Source organism: Microbulbifer mangrovi (assembly GCF_002009015.1).
In the GTDB taxonomy this organism is placed as follows: Bacteria; Pseudomonadota; Gammaproteobacteria; order Pseudomonadales; family Cellvibrionaceae; genus Microbulbifer; species Microbulbifer mangrovi.
The window spans coordinates 80023-102289 of the sequence record NZ_LZDE01000346.1 but is presented as its reverse complement, the minus strand read 5'-3'; the positions used below and the strand labels follow the sequence as shown (position 1 = coordinate 102289).

Below are 22267 nucleotides of genomic sequence, written 5' to 3'. Positions count from 1 at the left end.
GGGGAACTTCAATAAGAGTTATGCCCCGCTGCAGAGGACGCGAACTTTAGCACCAGCTTTTTTGCTTTTCAACAACTCAAATCAGAAAATATTTCCGCCAATCAAGCACTTGGGGTATCGTGACCCGGCTGCAGGACGCAGCGCCGAGACCTTTCTCGTGTCCACTCGGTCTCACACCGCGGTATCTGAAGGAACTTATGAGCACCACCCCCACCAATAGCAGCGGGTTCCTGCTGGCCCTGGGCGCCGCCGCCCTCTTCTCCATCAAAGCCATTTTCATCAAGCTGGCCTATCGCCATGGCGTGGATGTGGAAACTTTTATCCTGTTGCGCATGGCGCTGGCACTGCCGTTTTACCTGGCCATCCTGATGCTGCTAAAGCGACAGCAGGCCTGGCGCCCGGTCAGCCGCCGCAACCTGCTACTGACGGCAATACTCGGGCTTTGCAGCTATTACCTGGCGAGCTTCCTCGACCTGCAGGGGTTGCGCTACATAAGCGCCAACTTCGAGCGCCTGATCATCTATCTCTACCCCACCCTGGTGCTACTCCTGGGCTGGTGCTTTCTGGGTAAATCGATATCGGCCCCACAGCTGCTGTGCATCTTTGGCGCCTACGCCGGGATACTGCTGATTTACTGGCAGGACCAGAATTTCAGCACCGGTGTGCTGGCCCCGGCCTGGGTCAATATGGATGCAATCAGCTGGGGGGCTCTGCTCACCTTCGGCAGCGCACTGAGCTTTTCCCTCTATGTGGCATTCAGCGAGGGCGTAATTCGCCAGCTGGGTGCCCGACAATTTACCGCGCTGGCGATGCTGGTGGCGAGCGCCGCCATCGCACTGCACTTCGCCCTGCAGGCAGACTGGAGCAGGCTTCAACAACCGCTGCCGGTATACGGGTATGCGCTGACCGTGGCTTTCGTGTGCACGGTCGTGCCCTCGTTGATGATGAGTGCCGCCATTCAACAGATCGGTTCGGCCACCACCGGCGCCATTGGCACCTCGGGCCCGGTGATCACATTGATTGCCGCAGCGCTGGTGTTGGGCGAACCATTCAGCGGCTATCACTTTGCGGGCATGGCAATCATCATCGGCAGCCTGTTGCTGATGAAAAAGGTAGCCGGCATCAAAAAACGACCCGAAGCGAAAGCCGAGATAGCCCCTGCTTCAGGCACCCAATCCCGCTAGGCAAACCGGTCCTTCGCCGTATTCATCCCCATATTGAGGCACCGCGACGCAATCCCGCGCGCGGTCGCCCCATTTTTACCCGCGCGGTACCGCCACCGGGATTCAAGTCGCCTCCTCCCTCGCCGCACCCCAGTATTGGGCAGCATCGCGCCCCGCTCTGGCACACGAGCACTGGCACGGTGCTTGCAGTTTCCCTGGGGCAAGTTTAAAAAATAAAGCGGGGCCCATGGATGACTGCGATCGAAAAACCTGCACCCCACCTCTACGATGAGATGCTGTGTAACGAGGGCGTTCACGAGCACTACCGAGCCTACCTGCAGTGGCTTGAAAATACGCCGGACGCCACCCTGGAACAGAAACGCCGCGAGGCGGATACCCTGTTCCGGAGATTCGGGATTACCTTCAATGTCTACGGGGAGGAAGAAGGCACAGAACGCCTGATTCCGTTCGACCTCATTCCCCGCATTATTCCCGCTTCCGAGTGGACCCACCTTGAACGGGGCCTGCGGCAACGGGTGACCGCCCTCAACCGGTTCCTGCACGACATTTACCACGATCAGGAAATTCTCCGCGCGGGCATTATTCCCGCCGACCAGGTCCTGACCAACCAGCAGTTCCAGGTGGCGATGCTCGGCGTCGACCTGCCCGGGCACAACTACATCCCGATAACCGGCGTCGACCTGATTCGTGACAGCGATGGCGAGTATTTCGTACTGGAAGACAACCTGCGCACCCCATCCGGCGTTTCCTACATGCTGGAAAATCGCAAGATGATGATGCGCCTGTTCCCGGAACTGTTTCTGGCGCAGGGCGTGGCACCGGTGGAGCACTATCCCAACCTGCTTCTGGAAACCCTGCAAAGCGCCAGTGATGCAGACAGCCCCTGTGTGGTGGTACTGACACCCGGGCGCTACAACAGCGCCTTCTTCGAACACGCGTTCCTCGCGCAGCAGATGGGCGTTCCCCTGGTGGAAGGCGCCGATCTCTTCGTTCGCAACGGCTGCGTGTTTATGCGCACCACCACCGGCCCGCGCCAGGTGCATGTGATTTACCGCCGTATCGACGATGCCTTCCTCGATCCGCTCGCCTTCAATCCCGACTCGATGCTGGGTGTGCCGGGCCTACTTTCCGCCTACCGCGATGGCAATGTCATTCTCGCCAACGCCCTCGGCACCGGTGTGGCGGACGACAAATCCATCTACCCGTATGTGCCGGACATGATCCGCTTTTATCTGGACGAAGAACCCATCCTCAACAATGTGCCCACCTGGGTGTGCCGGCGCGAAGAGGACCTGGCCTACGTGCTGGAGCACCTGGAAGAACTGGTGGTAAAGGAGGTGCACGGCGCCGGTGGCTACGGCATGTTGATCGGCCCCAAGGCGGGCCCCGAGGAGCTGGATACCTTCAGGCAGCTGTTGCGCGACAACCCGGCCAATTACATCGCGCAGCCGACCCTGTGCCTGTCCACCTGCCCGACCATGGTGAACGAAGGCATAGCGCCGCGACATATCGACCTTAGGCCGTTCGTGTTGAGCGGCAGCGAAATAAAACTGGTGCCCGGCGGGCTCACCCGGGTGGCCCTGCGCGAGGGCTCCCTGGTGGTCAACTCTTCCCAGGGCGGCGGCACCAAAGACACCTGGGTACTGGAGGGCGCCCCATGCTGAGCCGCACTGCAAACAGTATCTACTGGATGGCCCGCAGCCTGGAGCGCGCGGAAAACCTCACCCGCCTGCTGGACGTCAGCCACAACATGTCGCTGATGCCGAATTCCAAGGGCGGCCAACAGGAACTGCTGGCACCGCTGACGATTACCGGCCGCCTGGACCAGTTCCGGGAAACCTATCCGCAATTAAATGCCGAGGCGCTGCTGGATTTCTTCCTGTTCGACGAAGCCAACGACGGCTCGATTTTCAGCTGCATCCGATCTGCCCGCGACAACGCGCACAGTGTGCGCGACAAACTCTCATCAGAGGCATGGGAAAGCATCAATGCCACCTGGCTGGAACTGCGCCACCGCCGCCAGCGCGGCATCAGCCACGAGGGCGTTAAAAGCCTGATCGACTGGATCAAGCAGCGCTCCCACGAATTCCGCGGCGCCGCGTACGGCACCATGCTGCACAACAATGTTTTCCACTTTATGCGCCTGGGTACCTTTATCGAGCGGGCGGACAATACAGCGCGCATCCTGCGCGTAAAGCTCGAGGTAATGGAGTCGCAACACAACAGCAACCACGCGATCGATTTTTATCAGTGGAATGCGCTGCTACAGAGCCTGGGGGCTTATGAGGCCTATCACGATAAATACACCGGCGGCCTCACTACCCGTAATGTGACCGAGCTGCTGATCCTCTCTGCCGAATTGCCGCGCTCGTTGCGCTACTGCATCGGCGCGCTGATGAGCCAGCTGATTGCCATCGAGGGCGACCAGGGCCAGGCGGCAAAACGCCTGTGCGCCGAACTGCACGCGCGACTGGAGTACGGCGAGGTCGACTTCATCACCCGCTTTGGCCTGCACGAATACCTGAACGACCTGCTGAGGCGTATTCACACCATCGGCGAAGAAATTCATCGCAGCTACTGGGAGGGCGCATGAAACTCAGCATCGACCATGTCACCGACTTCACCTACGACACCGAAGTCACTCACAGCATCCAGTATCTGCGACTGACGCCCCTGCCCTCCGCAGGCCAGCAAATCCTGCAGTGGCACCTGGATGTCCCCGGCAGCGTGCACCGCACCCTGGACACCTATGGCAATGTGCTGCACGTATGCACCGTCGACCAGCCACACCAGGGCATCACCATTCGCGCCCAGGGCAGCGCGGAGATCAGCGAAGATGAACAACCGGAAAGCGACAACCGGATTCCCCCGGAAGTATTCCTGCGCACATCCCCGCTCACCCAAACCAGCGATGCCATGCGTGAGTTTGCGCGGGGCTTTCGCGCCACAAACGCAGATGCGCAAGCAGGCCGCCATCAGCTGATTGAACTAATGTCTGCGCTGCTCGAGCGCATCCCCTACCGCAGCGGTATGACACATGTACAGAGCAGCGCAGCCGATGCTTTCGCCCAGGGGTTTGGCGTGTGCCAGGATCACAGCCATATTTTTATTGCCTGCTGTCGCTGGCTCGGTATTCCCGCCCGCTACGTCAGCGGCTATGTCCACGCCGGAGATGACCAGCATATCGCCAGCCACGCCTGGGCGGAGGCCTGGGTCGAAAACGCCTGGCACAGTTTTGATGTGAGCAATGGCCTGTCCTCCTCCAATCACCACCTGAAGCTGGCACACGGGATCGACTATCTGGATGCATCACCGGTGCGCGGGGTTCGCTGGGGGGGCGGCGCGGAAAGCATGCGCACCTATGCCCTGGTCGACCAGATGGATCGTCGTGCGGCGCGACTCAGAGACAAGCAAAAAGATAGGCTGCAAGAACAGCAACAGGCACAACAGTGAACGGATTCATGACAACCGCCCCGGCCGGTGCTACCTTTCCTGCGCACAACACGCGCACAGGGATGCCATGACGTACTGTATAGCCATGCGATTAAACGAGGGGCTGGTGTTCGCCTCTGATACCCGCACCAATGCCGGTGTCGACCAGGTTGCAAGCTTTCGCAAAATGCACCTTTTCCAGCAGTCGGGGGAACGCTGCTTTACCCTGCTCACCTCCGGCAACCTTGCTACATCCCAGAACCTGATCAGCCGCCTGCAAATCCAGATTGCCGAGAAAGAAGAGCCGAGCCTGTTTACCGTCAGCAGCCTGTTTCGCGCGGCGGAGCTGATTGGGGAGCAGGTGAAATCGATTATTTCCCACAACGCCCAGGGGCAGCAGAATGCGGGCGTGGATTTTGGTTGTCATATCCTGTTCGGCGGGCAGATACGCGGCGAGGAACCGCGCCTTTTCCATATCTACCCCGAGGGGAATTTCATCGAGGCCACCGAAGACACTCCCTACCTGCAAATTGGCGAGAGCAAGTACGGCAAGCCGATCCTGGACCGGATCATCCATCACGATACCGGCCTGAATCAGGCGGTGAAATGCGCGCTGATCTCCTTCGACTCCACCATGCACTCGAATTTGTCGGTGGGCATGCCGCTGGATATTGCGGTATACCGCAATGACGCGCTGGAAATTAGCATGGAGCGGATCGAGGAGGAGGATGAATACTTCAATCGCCTGCGGCGCTCCTGGAGCGCCGGTATCAAGCTGCTGTTTGACGATATGCCCTGAAAGCCCGCACTGCCGGGCCAGGCGTCAGTCGCTCTGCAATGCGTCGATGGGATTGAGGCGCGAAGCCTTGATCGCCGGATAAACTCCGAACAGCAGACCGATAGCCGCGCATACACTGAACGACAGCAGTATCCCGCTCACGGACCAGGACACAGCCCAGCCCGCGTACAGGGCGATCACTTCCGACAGCAACACCCCGAACAGAATACCCAGCAGCCCGCCCAAAATGGCGATGGTGAAGCTTTCGATCAGGTACTGACTGCGGATATCCCGCCGGGTGGCGCCAATCGCGCGCAGCAGCCCGATTTCACTGGTGCGCTCCAGCACTGTGGCGAGCATGATGTTCATGATGCCGATGCCGCCAACCAGCAGGGAGATCCCCGCAACACAGGACATCACGATATTGAAAATGGCCTGGGTCTCCATCTTCTGCGCCATCAACGCCGCCGGCACCACCATGGTGAAATCCTTGACGCTGTTGTGGCGACGATTGAGCAGATGGGTAATGGCCCGCGCCGCTTCGCCGGCATCGGTGCCATCGACCAGCTTGAATTTCAATTCGGTCACTTCCGCGGCGAGCGGCTCACTGGGGTAGCGCTGCATGGCCGCGGACAGCGGTATAAATACCCGGTCCTGCTCCGCACCGAGGCGCACGCCCTCAAACTCCGAGCCCGCGACAAAGGGCGAATCCAGCACACCGACTACGGTAAACCACAACTGATTGATCTTGATCCGCTCGCCCAGCGCGGAACCACCGGGAAACAACTGGCGTGCCACCGACTCCCCCAACACCGCCACCTGAGCAAAATACTGCTCGTCCTCGCTATCGATCAGGCGACCGGCCGAGAGCTCAAACGGGGACATACGGAAATATGCGGGACTCACACCCGTGGCCGCAGCCTCACTTTTGCCAAAACGACTGTACAGGCTGTAGGTTTCCAGTGACTTCTGCGCAGCAAATGCCTCGACAAACTCGAGCGTTGCCAGCACCGCCTCACCGTCGCGCAGGCTGAGGCCGGCGGACTGTTTGCGCTGCTCGAACAGCTCCTCTTTTTCCAACTCCGGACCCTGCACAATCAGGTTATTGAGCCCCATGGTCTCGATCATGCGCAAGGCCTCGCGCTCGGCACCCTTGCCGATATTGAGCATGGCAATCACCGCGCCGACGCCAAAGATCATTCCCAGCAGGGTCAGCAAGGTGCGCAGCTTGTGCTGGGACAGCTCCGCCAGCGCCTCGCGAAAACTCGCCAGTTGCACTTTCATGCATCCACCTCCTGCGAAACCGGGTGCGAGGACGAAATCTCGTACAGGGAAATGCGATCACCGGGCAGCAGACCTTCGGTGATTTCAATATGCGTGGGGGTAACCTGCCCGGTCGTGACGTCGCGCCGCTGGAAACGGCCGTCCCGATACAAATAGACATAGGCACTGCTGCCATCCCGGAACAGGCACTGCACCGGCACCTCCAGTCGCCGTCCGGTATCGACCACCCGAATTTCCGCGCGCACGTCGCGGTCGAGTTTAAATTGCCGGGGAAACTGCTGCTCAAACCCGGCGATTACCTGGTAGTACTTCTGCGGGTTGCCGCGCTCGATGGTCGAAGGCGCCGCACTGATGCTTTGCACCCTGGCAGCAAAGCGCTGCGTCGGATCTGTTTCAAACCAGACACTGATCAGCTGCCCCTCTGCAAGCCCGATAGCCTCCCGCTCCGACACCTGCAGCTTTGCCTGCATTACACGGGTATCCGGCAGGTCGGCAACCTTGTGCCCGGGCCAGACCTGGCCACCCACCTGGGGCTTCTCCCCACGCCAATTGGCCGCGTAGGTCAATATGCCATCGTGTGGAGCAACGACTTCCAGCTCCGAAAGCCCCTGGGCCAGGCGCTCGATCTCTGCACTGTGCTTTTGCTCCGTCACCGCAAGCACCGCCAACTCGCCCTCCGCACTGGTGGCAAATCGCTCGCCCTTCCAGTCGAGATAATTCAGTTTGGATTGCAGGTACTGGGTATCCAGCTGCTCCTCCAAAATTTCCAGGCGCGACTTGAGCCGGTCATCTTCTACCGAAAACCGCTCGGCAAAGCCTTTTTCCACCGATACCTGATCAATATCCGCAAGAATGGCAACCTGCTCGGTGTCCAGAAGACCGCGCTTTTCCCGCAAGTCCTCCTCTGCCTGAATCAGCTCCCCGGCGACGTAGCTCTGCTGGCGCCGCATCTGCGCGCCGTCGAAGCGCGCAATAACGTCCCCTTTTTTGACCTGGGAATACTCCGGAGCCAGCCAGGCAATGAATTTCGGCGGTCCGGATGAAGGCGCCTGGATGCTAGTCGCGGACGCGGCTTCCAACTCGCCCCGCGCGGGTACCAGACCGGCACGCTCGGTGTATTCAACCTGAAACAGTAATGGCTCTGCCTGCTGCTCTCCGCAGGCGTAAAGCAGCGCGGACAGACACAGGAAAACGGGCGCTAACGGCGTTTTCATACTCAGAGTGCCTCCGCCACAGAAGAAGCCCGCTTTTTATCGGCGGACTTACCGAGAGATAGTGAAGCGGTCATGCCCGGCTTGAGCGACGCACTGCCGCCCTCTTCGAGCCCTACCAGCAGATCCAGCACCCGGCGGCGATCCCCCTTGGCCCGATCCCGCACCACTCGTCCCAGCTCAATGATCTGGCCGCGCAGGGTTATTGCCTCTGCGCCGTCGATCGCCACCTCTACACCGGCGCCGACACTGAGATGGGCCTTGTCCACTTCATCCGCCTGTGCGCGTACCCGCATCTGGCTCAGATCGGAAATCTGCATGACGGGCTGACCAAACCGCACCGACTCGCCGGCAGAGGGCTTTTCCCCTTTCCAGTTGGCGACATACTGCACCAGACCGCCAATTGACGCTTTGACCTTGAGCTTTTCCATCTCGGCTTTGAGTGCGGCCACCTCGCCCTCGTAACGCGCCACCTTGTGCTTGGCCATGGAAATACGCAACGCACCGGTGCGCTTGTGCATCTCAGCAAGCTCGCGCGCCAGAGTCAGGTCATTGCGCGCGATCTCAAAATCGATCGCGGCTTTTTCCCGCTCTATTCGCGACATGGACTGGTCGAGAATGTTGGCCCGGCGCTCGGCCTTTTCAAATTCGGCCCGCTTTTCCTCGATGGCAAGGATGTCGTCCTTCGCGGTCTGCTTTTCTTTCAACTGGGTATTGTTGAGCTCGCTGCGCTGCCGCTTCAATTCAGAGCGCCTTTCGATCATCCGTTCGCGCACTGGCTTATCATCGAATTCCACAACCACGGCCCCTTCTTCCACGTGGCTGTTCTCGGGCACCATGCGCTTGATGTTGTATTGCCACATCCGCTTGATCGCGGGCGGCGCGACCATGACCGCACGCGCGGATTCCAGCTCTCCCGGGATCGGCGGAATGGATATGCGCCCAACGGTGCTTGCTGCTTCGTCCTGCCCACCATCGCTACAACCCGCGAGCAACAATGCCAATACAGCGATACGCCATTTCACTGGCCGTCCTCCTCAAGACGCTGCGGGAACTCGATACGCGCCCCCATACCCGGCAACAATTCCAGCTCGGGCTGCTCGATAAACTTGAATACAAGGCGGTAGTAAAGTCCCGGTCCAAGCTCCTGTCGCTTTTGTGGCTGGGTTCCGATGTCGGCAAGGTGCACAGGAATCCGACGCTCAAGATAGGCATCAAAAACCAGCGCCGCATCCTGGCCACTGCGCACCCGCTCTGCGTCCACCTCGTGCAGCCAGGCCTCGACATACAAATTACTGAGAGAGGGAATCTCGGCAATCAGCCAACCCGGTTGCGCAGTCATTCCCACAAATACCCGCTCGCCGGTCCAGGGATGCTTGCCATAGAGCACCGGACCGGACCGCTCGGCACGCACGGACATGGACTCCAGCTGTGCACGCTTGTACGCCAGGATTGCTTGGGTGCTGGCGATTTTGGCCCGCTGCTTTTTTGTCGCCACTTCGCGGGTCAGCTCAGCCTGGGCGAGTTCTTTGCGCGCCTTGCGCACGGCGGACTCCGCCTGCTTTTCGGCTACCTGATAGGATTCATACTCGTAGGCACTCAGGTATTGCTTGGGGACCGCGGCGTCGATGCCCGCCTTTTTCAGCAGTAACTCCGCGCGCTTGAGTGCGTAGGTTTTCTCCAGCACATCCTGGGCAAACTTGCTGTCGTCCTTGTCCAGTTTTTCTTCCGCGGTCTCCAGGACAGCGATTTGCGAATCAATCTCCCCCTGAATCGCAGCACCGTCAAATACCGCGACGATTTCCTCCGGCTGCGCTACCTGCCCCTCAGGCATCAGCCATTGCACTTCGACCCGCCAGCTGTCGGTAGTCGGCGAAAAGAACGACTGGCTTTTTTCCGCGCGCAGCTCGCCACTGAGCAACAGTGGCGCCTGTGAAGAGAGGACTGGGGACGATATGAGCAGCAGTAGCAGGACGACTAGGCGGGACATTTCGAATCCTCCACCACTTCGCCATCGCTCATGCGGATAATGCGCTGGGCACGGCTTGCCACTTCCTGCTCATGGGTCACCATGACGATGGTCTGCCCTTCGTCATGTAGCGCGCACAGCAATTCGAGAATTTCTTCAGAGGTCTTACTATCGAGGTTACCCGTGGGCTCATCGGCAAAAATGACTTTTGGCCGATTAATCAGCGCCCGTGCAATGGCAACCCGCTGCCGCTGGCCGCCAGACATCTCGAATGGTCGATGATCAATACGATGCCCCAAACCCACCCGCGCAAGCATTTCTACGGCGCGCTCACCGGCATCCGCTGACAAGTCGGTGTCGGCAAAACGCAGGGGCAGCATCACATTCTGCTGCGCGGTAAGACGCGGCAAAAGATGGAAAGTCTGAAAAATAAAGCCGATATGGCGATTGCGGATGGCGGAGAGGGATGCGTCGTCGAAGCTCGACACTTCGCGATCATCGAGCCAGTAGTGGCCGGCTGTCTGCTGATCCAGACAGCCGAGGATATTCATCAGTGTCGACTTGCCGGACCCGGATGAGCCCATTACAGCGACAAATTCGTTCTTTTCAATATGCAGGGAGACATCGCGCAATGCCACTACCCGGGCATCGCCGTCACCATACTCCCTGCGCAATCCTTTTATTTTTATCACGCGCCAATCCATTGTGGGCTGTTGGAGCCAGCTTATGTAGTACGATATTCACGTACCACTTCAGACTACCGAATCAGCCTGTGCGGCGCAATAAGTGTCCCGTTACTGCTGTTCCTTGAGCTGGGTGATTTCATCGCGCAGTTTTGCCGCGGCCTCAAATTCCAGGTTCTTCGCGTGCTGGTACATTTTCTCTTCCAGCTCTTCGATCCTTGCCCAACGCTCCTTATCCGAGAGCGGTTTCTGGTCGGCTTTGTAGGTACCGCCCTTCTCTGCCACCTTGCGTCGACCACGGGCCGGCACGCCCGGCGCGATGGCACCCTCCATAATATCGGCGACACTTTTGACAATGCCTTTCGGAGTAATTCCGTGCTCTGCGTTATGCTCCAGCTGCTTTTCCCGGCGGCGCTGGGTTTCGTCCAGCGCACGCTGCATGGAATCGGTAATTTTGTCGGCATACAGAATGGCCCTGCCCTGCAGGTTACGGGCAGCGCGACCGATGGTCTGGATAAGCGAGCGATCGGAACGCAGGAAGCCTTCCTTGTCCGCATCAAATATGGCCACCAGAGAGACCTCGGGCATATCCAGGCCTTCCCGCAGCAGGTTGATGCCCACCAGAACGTCGAACTCGCCGATGCGCAGGTCGCGAATGATTTCCACCCGCTCCACCGTGTCGATATCCGAGTGCAGGTAGCGCACGCGTACGCCGTTGTCGCTCAGGTACTCGGTCAGATCCTCTGCCATGCGCTTGGTCAGCACGGTAATCAGCACGCGCTGTCCCGCATCCACACACCGGTGGATCTCGGACAGCGTATCGTCCACCTGGGTGGCCGCCGGGCGCACCTCCACGATAGGGTCCACCAGGCCAGTGGGGCGCACCACCTGCTCAACCACGGCCCCGGCGTGCTCCGCCTCATATTTGCCCGGCGTCGCGGATACAAAGATCGTCTGTGGCGACAGGTTCTCCCACTCTTCAAACTTGAGCGGGCGATTATCCAGTGCCGAAGGCAGGCGGAATCCGTACTCCACCAGGGTCTCTTTGCGCGAGCGGTCACCGCGGTACATACCGCCGATCTGCGGCACGGTTACGTGACTCTCATCGATGATCAGCAAGGCATCGTGCGGCAGGTAATCGAACAGCGTGGGCGGTGGCTGCCCCACGTCGCGACCGGAGAGATAGCGCGAATAGTTTTCCACCCCGTTGCAATAGCCCAGCTCCTGCATCATCTCCAGGTCGTAACGGGTGCGCTGCTCCAGGCGCTGGGCCTCCAGCAGTTTGTTGTTGTCACGCAGCTGCTTGAGACGCTCGGTGAGCTCCTCCTTGATCTGGTCGATGGCCTTGACGATGGTTTCCCGCGGTGTCACATAGTGCGATTTGGGGAAGATCGTGATACGCGGCACCTTGTGCAGAATCTCCCCGGTCAACGGATCGAACAGGGTGATCTCTTCGATCTCCTCATCGAACAGGGACAGACGCACCGCCTCCATATCCGAGTCGGCGGGGTAAATATCGATAATGTCCCCGCGTACCCGGTAGGTCGCACGGCGGAAATCGGCATCGTTGCGGGTGTACTGCAGCTCTGCCAGACGGCGCAGGATAGTGCGCTGATCGACGATATCGCCGCGGTCCAGGTGCAGTACCATTTTCAGGTATTTGTCCGGATCACCCAGGCCGTAGATGGCGGACACGGTGGCCACCACGATCACATCCTTGCGCTCGATCAATGCCTTGGTGGCGGACAGACGCATCTGCTCGATGTGTTCGTTGACCGACGCATCCTTCTCGATAAAGGTGTCCGACGACGGCACATAGGCTTCCGGCTGGTAGTAGTCGTAGTAGGAAACAAAGTACTCCACGGCGTTGCGCGGAAAGAACTCCTTGAGCTCGCCGTAGAGCTGCGCCGCGAGGGTCTTGTTGTGGGCCATGACAATGGCGGGCCGCTGCACCTGGGCGATCACATTGGCCATGGTGAAGGTCTTGCCCGAGCCGGTAACCCCCAGCAGGGTCTGGTGTGCGAGACCGTCACCGATACCTTCTACCAGCGCTTCAATTGCGGCTGGCTGGTCACCGGCCGGCTCGTACTTGCTCACCACTTCAAATGGTCGCGATTCCATATGCCCTACTCACCAATCTGCTGTGCGCGCGGCGCGCGCTCCCAAGACGGAAATTGTAGGCGGATGAACACCGCGGCGACAAATTTCACCCCCTCGGCCACACTCACCCGGCGAGAAAATAAACACTGCAAAATCAAAGGGTTAATTTTAAATAAAGGGGTTGACCTACTCTGGGGTGCTCTATAAGATACGCGCCATCTGACCGGGACGGCATTTTGCAGACTGATCAGACACAGTTCCGCCTTAGCTCAGTTGGTAGAGCAAATGACTGTTAATCATTGGGTCGCTGGTTCGAGCCCAGCAGGCGGAGCCAAATAAAGAAACCCCGCACCTGAAAAGGTCGCGGGGTTTTTTATTGCCTGAAGATCCACCAAATAGATCTGCGTGAAACGCTATCGAGAAACGCCAGAAAAGAAGAAGCCCCGCATGATGCGGGGCTTCTTCCAAATTCTCGGCCGGACAAATACCACCCACTACACCTCAGGCATTTCACCCGTCAGGCGCCGTACCCTACCCCTTCCTGCGGTCGGCAACTGCTTCACTTCCGCACCGCGCTCTGCCGCCACCGGCAGTCCGCGATCTGCAGCACTCGCCATCGACTGGTTCCACACCACGTCGATCAGTTCCTGCTTCGGCGCATAGTCTTTCACCGCTTCCACCAGGATCCGATGGACACTTTCCGCGTCTTGCCGGGCGCAAGCTTCGCGCAGCTCACCAATAAACAACTGCAACTGCTCACTGGACAAGCGCTCTTCTTCCGCGCGCATAATCATGGGATGGTCGGTTCCCGCGACCGTGTCACCCAGCAACAGCTCTTCATACAGCTTTTCGCCAGGACGCAAGCCGGTGATCTGAATTTCGATATCCCCATCCGGGTTGGCGTCATCACGCACGGTATGCCCCATGATCTGAATAAGGCGCCGGGCGATATCGAGGATACGTACCGGCTCCCCCATATCGAGCACGAAAACTTCGCCCTTGCGCCCCATACTGCCCGCCTGCAGGACCAGCTGTGCAGCTTCCGGGATGGTCATAAAGAATCGGGTCACTTTGGGGTGGGTCACCGTTACCGGGCCACCGGCATTGATCTGGTCGGTAAACAGGGGAATAACCGAACCCGAAGAACCGAGTACATTACCAAAGCGCACCATACATACGCGGGTGCGACCGAAGCGCCGCCCGAAATCCTGACAGACGAGCTCGGCAAGACGCTTGGTGGCCCCCATTACATTGGTGGGGCGCACCGCCTTATCGGTGGAGACCAGTACAAACTGTTCAACGCCTGAGGCCTCAGCGGCTTCCAGTACAGACAGCGTGCCGAGGACGTTGTTCTCGGCGCCCACTGCAACGTTCTGCTCTACCAGCGGGACATGCTTGTAGGCCGCTGCGTGATAAATAGTATGAATCTTGAACGACTGGATAATCTCCGCCATGCGGGTGCGATTACGGACATCCCCCAACAGCGCTGTCACTTCCACCTGAAGGTTTTCGTCCTGCTGCTGCTGACGCAGCTCGCGCTCGATCTGGTACAGGGAGAATTCCGACGCCTCCAGCATGATCAGCTGCGCCGGCTCCCACTGGATGATCTGACGGCATAATTCAGACCCGATAGAGCCACCTGCGCCAGTCACCAGCACGATCTTGCCGGCTATCGAGGAAGATACCAGCTCCTTCTGGGGCTCGACCGGCGCGCGGCCGAGAATGTTTTCATAGATCTGGGAGACATCGGACACGCGACCGGCACTGTCTACCAGCTCTTCCATGCCCGGAATCACTTTCACCACAATGCCGCGCTCTCGCAGACTGCGGGTAATTTCCCGGCGACGTCGCTTGGGCACGCCCGGCATGGCCAGCAGCACTTCGGAAATATCCCGCTCAGCGATCACTTCCAGAATATTCGCCGGACTGTAGACCAGCACACCGTCGATCAGGGTATTCTGCTTGGAGGCATTGTCATCGAAAAAGGCGACAGTTTTGTACATTTCGCCATGGATCAACCCTTTATAGAGCTGAAGTCCGGCGGTGCCCGCACCGTAGATCGCCACTCTGTTTTTGTGGATTTCCAGCGCCATCTGGTAATAGATACGCACCAGCCAGCGGGAGCCGCCCACGGTTATCAGTGCGAAACACCAGTAAATAACAGGAACCGAACGGGGTACGCCGGCGTAGGTAAGGTAGGAAGCGACGGCCAGCACCACCGCCGAGGCGGTAACCCCCTGGAGCACAGCTACAATCGCCTGCTGCCCCATGTAGCGAATTACCGTGCGGTACAGCCCCAACCGCAGGAATATGAAACTACTGGAGACCAGCGTCATCCCGAGGCACAGCGCCATTGCAGGCTCGGTAACCAGTCCGGCCCCATTGAACCGGATGGTCATCGCCAGCAGAAATGCCGCCGTTAGCATCAGCAGGTCGTAACACAGCATTAAAACCGGCTTGTAGTTTTTTTGCGCAGCCTTGTAAAAGCGCTTCACTATTCCCCCAATATGATCCGGTCCAGGATCAGAGTGATCCATTCCCTAAACAAATACATCTCAACCTTCCGATGGAATAATTCAAGCCACCCCAGATACTACCAGTAGCAACGCCAACAGGGACGTGCAGAGCATCACGGACAACTCGATAAAAAGTGAAGTTTTTACCCCAAACCTCAAAGCCATACGCTGATACAGGTGTTGCCGGTGCGCCTCCCACCAGCGCTCTCTCTTCAACACCCGGATCATCAAGGTAACTGTCGCATCCAGCCAGAACGGTAAAAATACCAGTAGCGGCACCAACCAGTGGAATACTCCCTGCTGCCAACCCGAGACGCCTACAGCGAACACAGCCAGGCCGATTACCGTAGAGCCCGCATCTCCAAGAAAGATACGCGCCTTCGGCCAATTGTAGTACAGAAACACGACACTACAGATGGCCATCAGGAAACAGATCCCCGCCAGTGCGGTCGTCCCCCGTAAAGCGCAGACGATACCCAATGTGGCAAAGCCGATACCCGTCATACTGCCAGCAAAACCGTCCATCCCGTCCATAAAGTTGTACAGGTTGATGGACCACACACCGGCAAAAATCAGAACAGGCCACAAAAGCAAAAGCTCGACCTGAGGCGCCAGTGAATACAATAGCAACGATACGGATAAAGTTTGTACAGCAAAGCGCAATCCAGCGCCAAGCTGACGCAAATCGTCAACCAGTGACACTAAAAACAACAGGAGAAAAGCAAAAACGGTGCCAACAGATAGCGTCATACCACTGATCGCTATGCCGCAGCAGACACCGCCAATTAGTGCCCAGCCACCGGTACGCGGCACCGGCGTCTCGTGCAGGGAGCGATGATTCGGTGTGTCCAGCGCCAGGTTACCCAGGCGGGCAAGCAGCACGCGTAAAATGCACGCGGTTACCACAGAGGATACTAATAACGGGGCCAGCCAAATTTCCAGAACCGCCCCCATTATTTACCCCTCAAAAATTGACTGTATTGCCCATCCGGCCGCCAGTTGAGCCGCGATTTTAGGCGCCCAGCACTATAAAGCTCGCTCCGCGTCACTTCAAGGATGCTGGTCTTGACGCCTAGGACCGACAGAACCCGGAATGGCAGCAGCAGTAACCCGGCAAAAAATCGATCACTTTTTACACGGCGCCCACTGGCTGCCTCGCCGATCGCAGCCAGATTGTAATATCGGGGTTCCGCAGCAATAAACACTTCCCGGTTACAGCTGGATTCCGCCAGTATCACTATGGCGGAAAGCAGATCCCCCAATGCTACAAAACTCCGATACCCGGTCGCTGGCACCACGGGAATCAACTTGCACCACCGCTTCAATCTATTCCGCCACACGAACGCGCGCTTGCGCGGGGTCGGCTGCCCTACTCCCGCATCTCCGGAATACTCCCCGTAAACAGCCGCCGGGCGCAGGATATTGATCCGTGTAGCGCAATGCAGAGCCAGCAAACCCTGCTCTGCACGCCACTTGCTATGGCCGTACGGATCTTCAGCAGGCTGCCCCACTCCCTCTATCACAACCTCTCCAGCGGGCGCACGCACCGCCTTGACACTGGAAAGGTATATAAACTGTTCCGCCCCCGCCTTGTCGGCGAGCGGCAGTAGTGCGCCCGGCAGCTGACTGTTCAACATATCTGCCAGCACAGGGTTCTTGCGGCAATCCCGCGCGGACGACATCCCGGCTGCGTAGACGACGATGTCCCCGGGCTCGAATAAACCGGCAAACGACTCCGCAACAAACTCCCCGATCTGAAGGTGGCGACACCCCTGTGGACCTGCCGCACCACGAGATACGGAGAGCACCGCCCTACCGTCCTCAATCAGGTAACGGCACAAAGCCGAACCGATATATCCCGAGCTGCCTATTACCACCCAGCGCATTTTTACCTTTTCTACCTTCTGTATATTTCAATCGGTCCCAGCTCAATCCGACCCCACAAAAAAAGACAGCGCCCTCTGGCGCTGTCTCGATGAGATCATTACAGCTGGATCCGATCCTTGTTCTTCTCCAGCGTGGCAACCCCGATTCCCTTCACCTCCAGCAACTGCTCCGTGCTGGAAAAGTTTCCGTTCGCCTCGCGGTACTCGACGATCAGCGCCGCCTTTGCGGGGCCTACGCCTTCCAGCACCTCGGACAGCTCCTCCACGGAGGCTGTATTCAGGTTAACCAGCGCCTGCACTTGCTCCTGCGACGCAGTCTCCTCAGCGCTCACCATCTGAGCGTTGGTGACCAACAGGGCAATCGCAAAAATTGCGGCCAGCGGGATACGGAAAAATTTCATGGCAAAATCCTTTTGATTGTTTTGGGTTTACACTCCTTTTAACTCCATGGGACCACAAACTTCCCCAAGGCCTGAAAGACTCTACCATCTAATACCGGGATTTTTGAGCGAATAGCCATTACGCGCTATTACAGCGCAATACACCCGATCTCAAATTTGAACAACCGTTCCAACCGGAGCTTATCGCTCCGATTGCTGAATTTCCTCGACGATGGCCGCGAGCGCTTTTGCCGGATTTTCAGCCCCGGTAATCGGGCGACCAATCACCAGATAATCGGAACCATTCTTCAGCGCCTGCACCGGGGTCACGATACGCCGCTGATCGCCCGCGTCGGAGCCCGCCGGACGAATGCCGGGGGTTACCAGGGCAAAATCAGAACCGCATTCAGACTTCAGTTTTTCGGCTTCCTGAGCGGAACACACCACGCCGTCCAGCCCGCTTTCTTGCGCGAGCTTGGCCAGTGCTACCACCTGCTCGGCAAGCGGGCGAGTAACCCCGACCGGTGCCAACTCATCTTCCGCGGTACTTGTCAGCACTGTGACGCCAATCAGCAGCGGACGCTGGTCACCCAGCGGGGCCAGAACCTCAGCAGCAGCGCGCATCATCCGCTCGCCACCACTGGCGTGCACGTTGACCATCCATACACCCAGATTCGCCGCCGCGCGTACCGCAGCCGCAACAGTATTGGGAATATCGTGAAATTTCAGATCCAGAAACACCTGAAATCCGGACTCCACGAGCTTGCGCACCAGGTCGGGGCCCGCAATGGTAAACAGCTCTTTGCCGACCTTAACCCGACACACGGTTGGGTCAAGTTGTGCGGCCATCGCCAGAGCAGCTTCCGCGTTGTCGTAATCCAGTGCCACGATCACCGGAGAGGATACAGAGTCAGTCAATGAACACCTCAAAAGTCAGAAACAGGTTGAAGGGTACGCGCCGCGGGCCGAAGCTTACTCGCCCTCGATACCCTTTACGGAACGCACACTGTCCCAGCGCTTGCAGCTGGGGCAAAGCCAGTGCAGCTGGTTACCGGAAAAACCACAGTTATTGCAGCGGTAATGGGGCCGGCTGGCGATAAGCTGGTCAATCAGGTTTTTCAGCAGGAACAGGTTTTCACGAGCGCGCCCTTGGGTACTATCCACGTGCAGGTTGAGAAAATGCCCCAACCCGCGCAGAGACGGGCGCAGCGCCAGTTGCTTGCCAATAAAAGCGGCAGCATCGGCCTCGCTTCTCTGCTGATGGATGCGCTCGGTCAAAGCGATCAGCACACTGTTGGAGGGATGCTCTTTGAGCAACCGCTCCAGGTAATCCACGAGGCCAGCCTCATCACCCACCGCTTCATAGCTGGTAATCAGTAGCTCGAGGATTTCGGGAATATAGTCCGGGTTCTGCTTTGGCACCCGCTCCAGGACCTTGATGGCACTCTGCGGACGCCCCAGCAGGTATTCGAGACGCCCAAGCAACAGGTTGGCTCGCACCGAATGACGATCGTACCCCAGCGCCGCATCGATATGCTTGCGCGCGCTCAGATAGTCTTTTCCATTGATGGCTTCGTCCGCCAGCTCGCAGCAGAAGTGCGCCTGGATCGGGGCCCACTCTTCCGGCAATTTTTTGAATCGGCGGCTGTGCAACAGATTGACCGCGTGAATGGCCTTGGCCCACTCCCGCTCATCCCGGTAAACCTCAACGAGGTATTCCAGACTGGTACTGCGCAGCTCGGAAGACGTTTCCACCAGCTCCTGCAGCAGGCGCTCGGCGCGATCCAGCCATCCCGCGGCTATATAGTCCCGGGCCAGCTCTAGTTGGGCCTTCTGCTGACTGATACGGTTCAGGCTCGGACGGGCTAACAGGTTCTGGTGCACCCGGATGGCCTGATCGTACTCGCCACGCTTGCGCAACAGGTTGCCGAGGGCCAGATGGGTTTCGAAGGTGGCGCTGCTGACCTCCAACGCATCGATAAATTTCTCGATGGCATCGTTGTGGCGCTCGCTGAGAAGATAATTGAGGCCCTGCGCATAGGACTGCGCCAGCGCCTGGTGCTGATTGTTTTTAGCACCTTTCTTTTTGCCGCTCTTACGACCGAGATACCAGCCGATCCCGATGGCGGCAAAAATAAAAATGAAAAATGTCAGGTCGCTCAACTCACTCTCCGGCAACCTGGCGACGAACCGTGTGCAGCTCGCGCTCGGTACGCAGCAACTGACGCTCCAGCGCTTTTACCCGGCGCCGCTCGGTCCAGTAGGGCAGCAGGCTGGCCAGGAAGCCCAGCAAGGCACCGATCAGCAAGAAACCAATCAGCCAGAATCCCACGCTACCCGGAAACAGGTCATACCCTGCAAATCGTGGCGTAATACTTTCCGGGTTGTCTACGGCGAAATATACGCCCAGGGCAATACAGGCGAGTGCGAGCACCCCAAACAGTAATCGAGATATCCAGCGCAGAAATGACAAATGAACCTCCGACTCCGCAAGGAGTGAAAAATCTTAATTCCGTTACAGTGTTAGCCCACTGCAATCAGCTCGGCAATCAGGCGCTCTCGTACTCGTCGCGCTGCATCTGCTGATTTACTCTGTCCCTGAGTTCTTTTCCCGGCTTGAAGTGAGGTACATACTTCCCGGCCAGTTCGACGGAGTCCCCGGTTTTGGGGTTACGCCCGGTTCGCGGTGCGCGGTAATGCAGGGAAAAGCTGCCAAATCCGCGTATTTCTATCCGCTCTCCTTCCGCCAGCACACCCGACATGGTGTCCAGCATGACTTTGACCGCCAGCTCCACATCCTTTACCGGCAGCTGATCCAACCTCAGAGCTATCTTATCGATCAGTTCAGACTTGGTCATGCAGTCCGCAATCCTTTCTAAGTCATTGATTATTCTGGAATAGCGGCAATCATCTAATAGAAAGCCGGACTGGGCAACCCCAGTCCGGCTTTCGGATAGCCTCAACTCATTGAGCTGAGACCATGAATAGCAAGGACCTATTAGTCTTTGTTATTCATCTGAGCCTTGATCAGATCACCGATAGTTGCCGGCTGAACCTGTTCTGCCTGCTTCTTGCTGTGATCCTTGATCGCCTGCTTCTCGTCGTCCTGATCCTTGGCTTTGATGGAGAGGCTGATCACGCGGTTCTTGCGATCCACGCTGGTGATCTTGGTCTCTACTTCTTCGCCTTCTTTCAGGGCGTTGCGGGCATCTTCAACCTTGTCGCGGCTGATTTCGGAAGCGCGCAGAACGCCTTCAACTTCGTCCGCCAGGGTGATGATGGCTTGCTTGGCGTCCACTTCTTTGATGGTACCCATTACGATGCTGCCGCGATCGTTGTTGGTTACGTAATCAGAGAACGGATCGGATTCCAGCTGCTTGATACCCAGGGAGATGCGCTCGCGGTCGGAGTCGATACCCAGGATAACGGTTTCCAGCTCGTCACCTTTCTTGAACTTGCGTACGGCTTCTTCGCCAGCTTCGTTCCAGGAGATGTCGGACAGGTGAACCAGACCGTCGATGCTGCCGTCCAGACCGATGAAGATACCGAAGTCAGTGATGGACTTGATCTTACCGGAGATCTTGTCGCCTTTAGCGAATTTACGCGCGAAGGCATCCCACGGGTTTTCTTGACACTGCTTGATACCCAGGGAGATACGACGACGCTCTTCGTCGATGTCCAGAATCATTACCTCGACCTCGTCGCCAACATTGACAACTTTGGACGGGTGAATGTTCTTGTTGGTCCAATCCATTTCGGAAACGTGTACCAGACCTTCCACACCTTCTTCCAGCTCCGCGAAGCAGCCGTAGTCGGTCAGGTTGGTTACAACAGCCTTCACGCGGCTGTTTTCCGGGTAACGCTGCTTGATGGATACCCAAGGATCTTCGCCCAGCTGCTTCAGACCCAGGGATACGCGGCTGCGCTCGCGGTCGAACTTCAGGACTTTTACTTCGATCTCGTCGCCGACGTTCACGATCTCGCTCGGGTGCTTGATGCGCTTCCAAGCCATATCGGTGATGTGCAGCAGGCCGTCGATACCGCCCAGATCTACGAACGCGCCGTAGTCGGTCAGGTTCTTCACGATACCCTTGATCGCCATACCTTCTTGCAGGCTGGCCAGCAGTGCTTCGCGCTCTTCGCTGTTCGCTGCTTCCATTACTGCACGGCGGGAAACAACAACGTTGTTGCGCTTGGCATCCAGCTTGATCACTTTGAAGTCGAGCTCTTTGCCTTCCAGGTGCGCGGTGTCGCGAACCGGACGTACGTCTACCAGAGAGCCCGGCAGGAACGCGCGGATGTTGGCAACGTCAACAGTGAAGCCACCTTTAACCTTGCCGCTGATAACACCCTTAACCACTTCGTCTGCAGCGTGTGCAGCGTCGAGGATTTTCCAGGCTTCAGCGCGTTTGGCTTTTTCGCGGGACAGACGGGTTTCACCGAAGCCATCTTCAACGGCTTCCAGAGCTACCTGTACTTCGTCGCCGATCTGCAGATCGACTTCGCCTTTCTCGTTTTTGAACTGCTCTGCCGGAATAACACCTTCAGACTTCAGGCCCGCGTGTACGGTTACCCAGTCTTTATCGATGTCGATAACCATACCGGTCACGATAGCGCCAGGCGCCATCTCAACACTCTTCAAGCTCTCTTCAAATAACTCAGCAAAGTTCTCGGTCATTACTCATACCTATATGGGGCAGGCCCGGCCGGGGATGACTGTAAAAGGTAGTCAATCTTCAGCTCAGACCCCACCGCGCTGCCAGCACGCGGGTCGGATTACAACAGCGGCCGGGCGATTCTGGCTGATCCCGGCCGCTGTTGTTAAAAAACTGATTTTAGGAACT

The 22267-nt window shown here is 58.0% G+C and carries 20 protein-coding genes and 1 tRNA gene; 6 read left to right on the top strand and 15 right to left on the bottom strand.

The window, feature by feature from the left end; all coding sequences use genetic code 11:
• Window positions 1-197 precede the first annotated feature (197 nt).
• From B4U49_RS18115 to B4U49_RS18095, 5 genes are all read left to right on the top strand, one after another.
• The gene (locus tag B4U49_RS18115; RefSeq protein ID WP_078086017.1) at window positions 198-1184 is read left to right on the top strand and encodes a DMT family transporter; all 987 of its coding nucleotides are present in this window, start codon (window positions 198-200) and stop codon (window positions 1182-1184) included.
• Between the two features lie 230 nt (window positions 1185-1414).
• The gene (locus B4U49_RS18110) at window positions 1415-2848 is read left to right on the top strand and encodes a circularly permuted type 2 ATP-grasp protein (protein ID WP_078086016.1); all 1434 of its coding nucleotides are present in this window, start codon (window positions 1415-1417) and stop codon (window positions 2846-2848) included.
• Complete coding sequence (locus B4U49_RS18105; RefSeq protein ID WP_078086015.1) at window positions 2842-3777, top strand: alpha-E domain-containing protein; 936 nt, start codon at window positions 2842-2844, stop codon at window positions 3775-3777. Before B4U49_RS18110 ends, B4U49_RS18105 begins: the two co-directional genes overlap by 7 nt.
• Window positions 3774-4637: a transglutaminase family protein gene (locus B4U49_RS18100; protein ID WP_078086014.1), complete on the top strand. Its 864-nt coding sequence runs from the start codon at window positions 3774-3776 to the stop codon at window positions 4635-4637. Before B4U49_RS18105 ends, B4U49_RS18100 begins: the two co-directional genes overlap by 4 nt.
• A gap of 67 nt (window positions 4638-4704) precedes the next feature.
• Window positions 4705-5415 carry a proteasome-type protease gene (locus B4U49_RS18095; protein ID WP_078086013.1) on the top strand — a complete coding sequence of 237 codons (711 nt, stop codon included), beginning with the start codon at window positions 4705-4707 and terminating at the stop codon, window positions 5413-5415.
• Window positions 5416-5439: 24 nt separating this feature from the next.
• Here the strand turns inward: B4U49_RS18095 and B4U49_RS18090 are convergent, their stop codons facing one another.
• The 6 genes from B4U49_RS18090 to uvrB all read right to left on the bottom strand — a co-directional run bounded on the left by B4U49_RS18090 (window position 5440) and on the right by uvrB (window position 12662).
• On the bottom strand, window positions 5440-6678 hold the full coding sequence (locus B4U49_RS18090; RefSeq protein ID WP_078086012.1) for an ABC transporter permease: 1239 nt from the start codon (window positions 6676-6678) through the stop codon (window positions 5440-5442).
• Window positions 6675-7892, bottom strand: a complete 1218-nt coding sequence (locus B4U49_RS18085) for an efflux RND transporter periplasmic adaptor subunit (RefSeq protein WP_078086011.1) — start codon at window positions 7890-7892, stop codon at window positions 6675-6677. The genes B4U49_RS18090 and B4U49_RS18085 overlap by 4 nt, the downstream gene beginning before the upstream one ends.
• A gap of 2 nt (window positions 7893-7894) precedes the next feature.
• Window positions 7895-8914 carry an HlyD family secretion protein gene (locus B4U49_RS18080; protein ID WP_078086010.1) on the bottom strand — a complete coding sequence of 340 codons (1020 nt, stop codon included), beginning with the start codon at window positions 8912-8914 and terminating at the stop codon, window positions 7895-7897.
• Entirely contained in the window at window positions 8911-9879 is a 969-nt protein-coding gene (locus B4U49_RS18075) for an HlyD family secretion protein (RefSeq protein WP_078086009.1), read from the bottom strand. Before B4U49_RS18075 ends, B4U49_RS18080 begins: the two co-directional genes overlap by 4 nt.
• Window positions 9867-10550 (bottom strand): ABC transporter ATP-binding protein, encoded by a 684-nt coding sequence (locus B4U49_RS18070; RefSeq protein WP_078086030.1) that lies wholly within the window; start codon window positions 10548-10550, stop codon window positions 9867-9869. The genes B4U49_RS18075 and B4U49_RS18070 overlap by 13 nt, the downstream gene beginning before the upstream one ends.
• Before the next feature lie 102 nt (window positions 10551-10652).
• Window positions 10653-12662 (bottom strand): excinuclease ABC subunit UvrB, encoded by a 2010-nt coding sequence (gene uvrB / locus B4U49_RS18065; RefSeq protein ID WP_078086008.1) that lies wholly within the window; start codon window positions 12660-12662, stop codon window positions 10653-10655.
• A gap of 237 nt (window positions 12663-12899) precedes the next feature.
• Here uvrB and B4U49_RS18060 point away from each other — a divergent pair.
• Window positions 12900-12975: transfer RNA gene (locus tag B4U49_RS18060), tRNA-Asn, on the top strand.
• Between the two features lie 160 nt (window positions 12976-13135).
• Here the strand turns inward: B4U49_RS18060 and B4U49_RS18055 are convergent.
• From B4U49_RS18055 to rpsA, 9 genes are all read right to left on the bottom strand, one after another.
• Window positions 13136-15136, bottom strand: a complete 2001-nt coding sequence (locus B4U49_RS18055) for a polysaccharide biosynthesis protein (RefSeq protein ID WP_239692704.1) — start codon at window positions 15134-15136, stop codon at window positions 13136-13138.
• An 81-nt stretch (window positions 15137-15217) separates the two neighbouring features.
• Complete coding sequence (locus B4U49_RS18050; protein WP_158078653.1) at window positions 15218-15907, bottom strand: MraY family glycosyltransferase; 690 nt, start codon at window positions 15905-15907, stop codon at window positions 15218-15220.
• A 203-nt stretch (window positions 15908-16110) separates the two neighbouring features.
• Entirely contained in the window at window positions 16111-17043 is a 933-nt protein-coding gene (locus B4U49_RS18045) for an NAD-dependent epimerase/dehydratase family protein (RefSeq protein ID WP_078086005.1), read from the bottom strand.
• A 98-nt stretch (window positions 17044-17141) separates the two neighbouring features.
• Window positions 17142-17444, bottom strand: coding sequence for a ComEA family DNA-binding protein (locus B4U49_RS18040; RefSeq protein ID WP_078086004.1), 303 nt, complete (start codon window positions 17442-17444; stop codon window positions 17142-17144).
• A 180-nt stretch (window positions 17445-17624) separates the two neighbouring features.
• Window positions 17625-18341: an orotidine-5'-phosphate decarboxylase gene (pyrF, locus tag B4U49_RS18035; protein WP_078086003.1), complete on the bottom strand. Its 717-nt coding sequence runs from the start codon at window positions 18339-18341 to the stop codon at window positions 17625-17627.
• A 54-nt stretch (window positions 18342-18395) separates the two neighbouring features.
• Entirely contained in the window at window positions 18396-19586 is a 1191-nt protein-coding gene (gene lapB, locus B4U49_RS18030) for a lipopolysaccharide assembly protein LapB (protein WP_078086002.1), read from the bottom strand.
• 1 nt (window position 19587) lies between these two features.
• A complete protein-coding gene (locus tag B4U49_RS18025) occupies window positions 19588-19896 on the bottom strand; it encodes a lipopolysaccharide assembly protein LapA domain-containing protein (protein WP_239692703.1) in 309 nt (102 codons plus the stop codon).
• A gap of 76 nt (window positions 19897-19972) precedes the next feature.
• Complete coding sequence (gene ihfB / locus B4U49_RS18020) at window positions 19973-20281, bottom strand: integration host factor subunit beta (RefSeq protein ID WP_078086001.1); 309 nt, start codon at window positions 20279-20281, stop codon at window positions 19973-19975.
• A 140-nt stretch (window positions 20282-20421) separates the two neighbouring features.
• The gene (rpsA, locus tag B4U49_RS18015; RefSeq protein ID WP_078086000.1) at window positions 20422-22101 is read right to left on the bottom strand and encodes a 30S ribosomal protein S1; all 1680 of its coding nucleotides are present in this window, start codon (window positions 22099-22101) and stop codon (window positions 20422-20424) included.
• Window positions 22102-22267: the final 166 nt, after the last annotated feature.

Bases quoted from the DNA above. Each gene is read 5' to 3' on its own strand.
- B4U49_RS18115 (WP_078086017.1), top strand. From the start codon at position 198: ATGAGCACCACCCCCACCAATAGCAGCGGGTTCCTGCTGGCCCTGGGC.
- B4U49_RS18110 (WP_078086016.1), top strand. From the start codon at position 1,415: ATGACTGCGATCGAAAAACCTGCACCCCACCTCTACGATGAGATGCTG.
- B4U49_RS18105 (WP_078086015.1), top strand. From the start codon at position 2,842: ATGCTGAGCCGCACTGCAAACAGTATCTACTGGATGGCCCGCAGCCTG.
- B4U49_RS18100 (WP_078086014.1), top strand. From the start codon at position 3,774: ATGAAACTCAGCATCGACCATGTCACCGACTTCACCTACGACACCGAA.
- B4U49_RS18095 (WP_078086013.1), top strand. From the start codon at position 4,705: ATGACGTACTGTATAGCCATGCGATTAAACGAGGGGCTGGTGTTCGCC.
- B4U49_RS18090 (WP_078086012.1), bottom strand. From the start codon at position 6,678: ATGAAAGTGCAACTGGCGAGTTTTCGCGAGGCGCTGGCGGAGCTGTCC.
- B4U49_RS18085 (WP_078086011.1), bottom strand. From the start codon at position 7,892: ATGAAAACGCCGTTAGCGCCCGTTTTCCTGTGTCTGTCCGCGCTGCTT.
- B4U49_RS18075 (WP_078086009.1), bottom strand. From the start codon at position 9,879: ATGTCCCGCCTAGTCGTCCTGCTACTGCTGCTCATATCGTCCCCAGTC.
- uvrB (WP_078086008.1), bottom strand. From the start codon at position 12,662: ATGGAATCGCGACCATTTGAAGTGGTGAGCAAGTACGAGCCGGCCGGT.
- B4U49_RS18050 (WP_158078653.1), bottom strand. From the start codon at position 15,907: ATGACGCTATCTGTTGGCACCGTTTTTGCTTTTCTCCTGTTGTTTTTA.
- B4U49_RS18045 (WP_078086005.1), bottom strand. From the start codon at position 17,043: ATGCGCTGGGTGGTAATAGGCAGCTCGGGATATATCGGTTCGGCTTTG.
- B4U49_RS18040 (WP_078086004.1), bottom strand. From the start codon at position 17,444: ATGAAATTTTTCCGTATCCCGCTGGCCGCAATTTTTGCGATTGCCCTG.
- ihfB (WP_078086001.1), bottom strand. From the start codon at position 20,281: ATGACCAAGTCTGAACTGATCGATAAGATAGCTCTGAGGTTGGATCAG.
- rpsA (WP_078086000.1), bottom strand. From the start codon at position 22,101: ATGACCGAGAACTTTGCTGAGTTATTTGAAGAGAGCTTGAAGAGTGTT.